The organism is Sporosarcina koreensis, assembly GCF_001531445.1.
Classification (GTDB): Bacteria; Bacillota; Bacilli; order Bacillales_A; family Planococcaceae; genus Sporosarcina; species Sporosarcina koreensis_C.
In genome coordinates, this window is the sequence record NZ_LQYA01000140.1 from 68,326 (window position 1) to 74,231 (window position 5,906).

Below are 5,906 nucleotides of genomic sequence, written 5' to 3' on the forward strand. Positions count from 1 at the left end.
CTTTAATTAGGAGTCAAGCACCCTTTTCTTCTTCAACTAAAGGAACAGTTTAGTTGAAGAAGGAAATACTTATTTGGAATCTATTCATCGTGATGTTCGTATATAGTCCGAGGGGGGATATTTTGAAAAATACAAAGTTAAGAATCGCATGGATTATTCCTAATGTATTTTGTTACTTGATGCTATTTGGATTATCCATTTGGATAGTGGCTAACGGCGAAGGGTTACAAGAAATTAATAGACTATCATTTTACGTTATATTTATGCTTTTACTTTTCCTAGTATCAGTTTTCGGAAGTTACCGAATTTGGACATGGATAAAAGAAGGTAAAATATAAAAAGTTCTTATTAAGCTAACGGGCGCTTAGTTAAATAAGGATAGTAAAATATTTTGGCGAAAAACGCTCAATTTTGAGCTTACCCTCTGTTTATGAAACTTTTTCATTCATTTACATGTAGTATTACATAATCAAAAGTTTATAAGGAGGGAGCATGCTTGAGGTATTTGAAGTTTTTATTATTACTGGTTGCTTTTTCAACTGTTTTCTTAACTGCTTGTAATACTGTAGGGGAGGAGGGAGAAGAAAATAAGGAAGAAAATACTGATCAAGGAGGGAAACTGTTGGAGCCGAAGGAATTAGCCGATGTTTTTCTAAATGGGGACTATGAGAAGGTGTACAGTCAGACGAGCAAAACGTTTCAGGGTGAAGTTCCCTTTAAACAGTTTCAGGAGTTAGGTAAAGAATTCAATAAAGACGTTGCTAAATACATTTTACAATCTGAACTTCCTTATGGTAATGGCGCAAAGCAATACGTTTGGATAGATGATAGTGGTTCTAAAGGGATGATGGCAATCTTTGATGAGGATGATATTATTCATGGATTACAGGTCATGCCACTTACTTTGTATCCGGAAACTGATAACATCTATACAGAAACAATATTTGACTTTCCATTTCAAGATAAGTGGTTTGTGTTTTGGGGAGGTACGAACAGCCTGGTTAATTACCATTATGCATATGAAAACCAGCGCTATGCCTACGACTTTGTGATAATGAATGAGTACAGCAGCTATGAAGGAGATCCTACCTTAAATGAAAGCTATTATGCATTTGGCAAGGAATACCTGGTCCCGGCTGATGGAACGGTTGTTCAAGTAGAAAATAGTGTAAAGGATAATGAGCCCGTTGGTAGAATGAATCAGAAGCAACCCTTAGGGAATTATGTCATTCTTGACCATGGTAATAAGGAATTCAGTTATCTTGCTCACTTCAAATACCAGTCGATTGTAGTAAAGGAAGGGGATAAGGTTAAGAAGGGTGACCTGCTTGGGCTAGTTGGTAATTCAGGGAATTCCAGCGAACCGCATATCCATTTTCATGTGGCTGATTCACCGGACCCTATGACTTCAAAAAGCATTAAAATTAATTTTGACCGGGAGGATAAATTTATCCAAGGGGATTTTGTGGATTGAACTCCGCAATATGGCGCGACTGCTTTATAAAAAAACTAGACACTTAGTTGATTGGAGTGCAAGCGCAGCGTTGCGAGCAGAATTAAGGCAAATCGAACCCTACGCTGTTCGATTGGAAAGCGTCCGTCTGGAACGGAAATCAACGGTTTTACGTTTTCACACAATCCAAATAATTACAAAAATAGACAGATGCATTAAAAGACCGCTATTCAATATTCGAATTGGCGGTCTGTGTTTTCTAATTATGGGCTGTTTTCGTAAAGGATACTTTCGGATTCATCGCAAAATCGAGTTCACGTTTTCGTATTCGAGGACAAGATCGTCCAGTGACCGGAATTCATATCCCGATTTCTTGGCGTCGCGAATGAAATCCGGCAATGCTTCCGCATTATCGGGCGACACGGTATGCATAAGAATCAGTGCCCCGGGGTGAAGCTGATTCATCAGCTCATTATAGGCATAATAGCGGCCGCGCGGTTTATTGGCATGCCAGTCAATGAAAGCGACGGACCAGAAAATATGACGATATCCTAACTCATTGCCTTTCCGTAAAACGTCGTCATTGAAAATTCCTTCAGGAGGTCTTGTGTACACCGTGCGTTCGACTCCGGTAGTTTGGTATAACAACTCGTCGAACTTCTTCCACTCCTCTTCCATTCTTTCTTCCGATAGATTCGCCATATTCGGATGTCCGTAGGAATGATTTCCGATGCCGTGACCCTCCTTCACCATCCTTTGGACGAGCGGGGCGGCACTTTTCAAATAATGTCCCGTCAGAAAGAACGTCGCAGGTACTTCCTCTTTTTTCAATGCATCCAATATCTTTTCCGTATAGCCATTCTCGTAACCGTTATCAAAAGTCAAATAGGCAATTTTTTCGTCAGGTTTGCCTTTATATATAGCGCCATGCTTATCAAGCATTGATTCCAAAGCGGGTCCTGCATTTGGCGGGACACCATTCGATGCTTTTTTAAACCCCCAATGGAATTCCTCGGCCTTCGCTGCGAAAGGATTGAATAAAATGCCGACAACGATGATGAAGGCAGCCATCAGTATTCCCGGGCCATGTTCTTCAACCATAGATTGCACAACTCCTTTTTGAGTAGGATGCGCAGAAGGAAAGGAAATATACATTTTTCACAGCAGATTATCTAATGCTAAGGATAGAACGGGAAAATCAAATTCAAAGCCTTCTGTCACTAGTTTTTTAGGTGTCACATACTGTCCTTCCAAAACGAGGGCGCTCTTTTTCCCGAGTGCCAGCTTCATTATGGGAGAAGGAGCAGGAAACCAATGCGGCCGATGTAATGTAGCGCCGATCATCTTCCCGAAGTCATTCATCCGAAGAGGGAAGGGAGCGGTGACATTGACAGCGCCTTCCAATTGGCTATTTTCCATAATGTGCAGAACCGCTTTCGCAACGTCTCGTATATGCACCCATGAAACCCATTGCTGTCCGGTGCCGACTCTACCGCCGACAAACATTTTATACGGCAAGACCATGAGCGGCAGTGCCCCTTCATCTTTCCATAGGACAAGGCCGAAGCGGGTAAAGACCGTCCGTATCCCAAAATCATTCAGCGAAGCCGCTTTCCTCTCCCAATCACTTACCGTCCTGCCAAGCAAGTCCGTGGCGATTTCGGTAGATTCCTCCGTATAAACGGCAGTTTCGGACGCAGGGTAAATTCCGATTGCACTGGCATTAATGAAGACGGACGGTTTTTCATCCAGTTCTCCAATGATCCGGAACAATTCATCCGTCGCTTCCATTCTGCTTTCATAAATCTTTTTCTGATGTGCGTCCGACCAACGCCCGTCATTGATGGAAACACCCGCAAGATTAATGAACGCATCCGCTCTTCCAATCTCTTTCTCCGGCACAGCACCTTCTTGCAACCAACGTACATATTTCACATTCTCTGTGTCAGTCTTTTTATTACGAGAAAGAATGATGACTTCATGTTCTTTTTTTAAAAGTAATTCTGTAATATGCCGTCCGATGAACCCTGAACCCCCAGCAATAACGACTTTCATCCCAATCAACCTCCAAGGTTCGACCTCTTCGAACAGAACATGTATACTGATAGATAGCGAGGGAGGTCGAAGATTTGCCTGTTATTACGAAAATAACACAACAAAAACGTGATAGCGAACGTTATAATATATTCTTGGACGAAACATATGCATTCAGCGTCCATGAATCCGTCCTCGTCAAATTCGGACTGACAAAAGGAATGCAGCTCGATGAATGGTCGATGGACGAAATTACCTACGAAGACCAAATCGAAAAAGCATTCAACCGCGCACTCCACTACCTATCCTTCAGAATGCGAAGCGAATTCGAAGTGAAGAAGAAACTTATGGACTTGGAATTCGGCGAAGCCGTCGTCCTCGAAGCAATCGTCAAATTAAGAAGACTCGGGTTCCTCGACGATGAGGCATTTTCCGAAGCATTAATGCGAACGCAAAAAAACGCATCGAATAAAGGTCCAAAAGCGATCCAACAAGAATTGCAGAAAAAAGGGGTCGGGAAGGAGTTGCAACAGCAAGTGCTTGAAAACTATTCAGAGGAAGAGCAATTTGCGGTAGCGAAAAAACTAGCCGAAAAGGCAGCGAGATCAAACAGTACAATCGCTCCTGCACAACTAAAGCAAAAAATCCAAAATGCACTTGCCCGAAAAGGATTCTCCTTTGAATTGATCAGCAGTGTCATGGAGGAAATCGACTTCGGCAGAGATGAAGACGAATGGGATTCAATCATCAGCAACGTCGGCGAAAAGGCTTGGCGTCGTTATCAGTCCAAGCATTCCGGATATGAACTACGAAAACGGGTAAAACAAGCGATGTACCAAAAAGGAATTCCATTTGAACGAATAGACAGTTTCATCGAAAAAAAGGAGCACGAAGAAGTTGGAGACTAAAAAATATAGTGAAATGAACGAACACGAGTTACGGTCGGAAATCGGAAGTTTGATGGAAAAGGCGCGCAAGGCTGAGCAGCTAGGAATAATAAATGAGTATGCGGTCTATCAGCGCAAAGCACTCATGGCGAAATCATATATGATCGATCCAAAAACGATCGTTCCAGGTGAGATTTATCGAATCGAAGGCGATGAAGGTGTTTTTTTCCACGTCGACTATTTAAAAGGCCGATTTGCATGGGGATACCGCTTAGGCGGAGAACGTGCGGCAGAGGCGTTGCCAATCGCGATGCTGCAATCGGTGAAAACGGGTAAATAGTGATTGTTTCCATGAAGCGAAAGCTTGCCGATTGCGCGTGAAGCGGAAAAGGCAAGCTTTTGCATGTCTATTTCTACGTCTATATAACCTTAACGAATGTATTCGGCGTCTCAAGTTGCTTGAAGTGTAAGGCGGCGACTCCAGCGAAAGCCGTTACGAAGAACGGCTGTTGCGAGTAAAAACACAGCGTTACGAGCAGGGAGATACTAGAGGCTGCCTTAATTTCTGCACAGTACGCAGAAATATGGCAAATCGAACCCTTTGCTGTTCGATTGGAAAGCGTCCGCCTGAAACGGAAAGCGACGGTGTATTATGAATGTTTGTTTCTTTTATTCATCATATATAGCTCCGAGCGCCCTCCGCTTTTGTTATGAGTTTGGAATAAAATTCAACTTTTTCCGGAGCTTGTCCTCTGAAAAAATCCACCCCGTGTACGAATTGATGACTTCCATGTCTTCATTAATATGAGCGACAGCAACGAATGGATAATAGCCTTTGCTTCGGTATCGCAAATCGATGAGGCGGACTTCATATAGGTCGCCGACATAGGAAACGGACCATCTGTAAATCGGGGAGAACGAGACGAAAGCTTCTATATTTTTATCTTCCATCGCCGCATCGATATATGGCGATTTCGGCATCGGCTCACGTTCAAATCGATCGTAAATATTGACGGAACGGCCGTATGCCCGTCCGACATAGTGACACTCCTGATTTGACGCAGCAACTCTCCATTGGAAGAAATGCATCGTCGGTGCGATGAAAATATCGTCAGCATCCGGAATTGTATTGCGGACAGCGTGTTTCACCGCCGCTTTGACGGCGAAACGCAACAGATAATAGAAGAAAACCACTATATACAAAAGCGTGAATGTCAGAACAGGCTCCGTACCGAACATCCATGCAGCAATCGCGATAATATGCAACGCGAAAATGATCGGGTCGAATGTATTGATAACCCCGATGGCAACCCACTGATTGGAAAATGGCCGTAAAGCCTGCGTGCCATATGCATTGAAGATGTCTACTAATACGTGCAAAAACACCGCTAGGAAAGTCCAAGCCCAAAAATGGTAGAATGCCGCCTCGGGAAAGATGAACGAAAGTAAAATCGAGATGATGAGCGGCCAAAGCAGGACTGCGGGAACCGAATGGGTGATTCCGCGATGATTCCGTATATAAACCGCATTAT

7 protein-coding genes are annotated in these 5,906 nt (G+C 43.2%); 4 read left to right on the forward strand and 3 right to left on the reverse strand.

Going from position 1 to position 5,906, the window contains the following annotated elements:
* Window positions 1-122: 122 nt before the first annotated feature.
* Complete coding sequence (locus AWV70_RS14945; protein ID WP_060208849.1) at window positions 123-338, forward strand: hypothetical protein; 216 nt, start codon at window positions 123-125, stop codon at window positions 336-338.
* A 158-nt stretch (window positions 339-496) separates the two neighbouring features.
* A complete protein-coding gene (locus AWV70_RS14950; protein WP_235588686.1) occupies window positions 497-1,474 on the forward strand; it encodes a M23 family metallopeptidase in 978 nt (325 codons plus the stop codon).
* A 276-nt stretch (window positions 1,475-1,750) separates the two neighbouring features.
* Here AWV70_RS14950 and AWV70_RS14955 read toward each other — a convergent pair whose 3' ends face one another.
* On the reverse strand, window positions 1,751-2,554 hold the full coding sequence (locus AWV70_RS14955; protein ID WP_060208837.1) for a polysaccharide deacetylase family protein: 804 nt from the start codon (window positions 2,552-2,554) through the stop codon (window positions 1,751-1,753).
* Window positions 2,555-2,611: 57 nt separating this feature from the next.
* Window positions 2,612-3,508: a TIGR01777 family oxidoreductase gene (locus AWV70_RS14960; protein WP_060208839.1), complete on the reverse strand. Its 897-nt coding sequence runs from the start codon at window positions 3,506-3,508 to the stop codon at window positions 2,612-2,614.
* 74 nt (window positions 3,509-3,582) lie between these two features.
* Here AWV70_RS14960 and recX point away from each other — a divergent pair, with 74 nt between their 5' ends.
* Both recX and AWV70_RS14970 read left to right on the forward strand, forming a co-directional pair.
* Entirely contained in the window at window positions 3,583-4,395 is an 813-nt protein-coding gene (gene recX / locus AWV70_RS14965; protein ID WP_060208842.1) for a recombination regulator RecX, read from the forward strand.
* A gap of 13 nt (window positions 4,396-4,408) precedes the next feature.
* On the forward strand, window positions 4,409-4,714 hold the full coding sequence (locus tag AWV70_RS14970; protein ID WP_060208853.1) for a YfhH family protein: 306 nt from the start codon (window positions 4,409-4,411) through the stop codon (window positions 4,712-4,714).
* 368 nt (window positions 4,715-5,082) lie between these two features.
* Here the strand turns inward: AWV70_RS14970 and AWV70_RS14975 are convergent.
* Window positions 5,083-5,906 (reverse strand): metal-dependent hydrolase (locus tag AWV70_RS14975; RefSeq protein WP_060208844.1); only part of this gene is annotated, 824 nt, incomplete at its 5' end.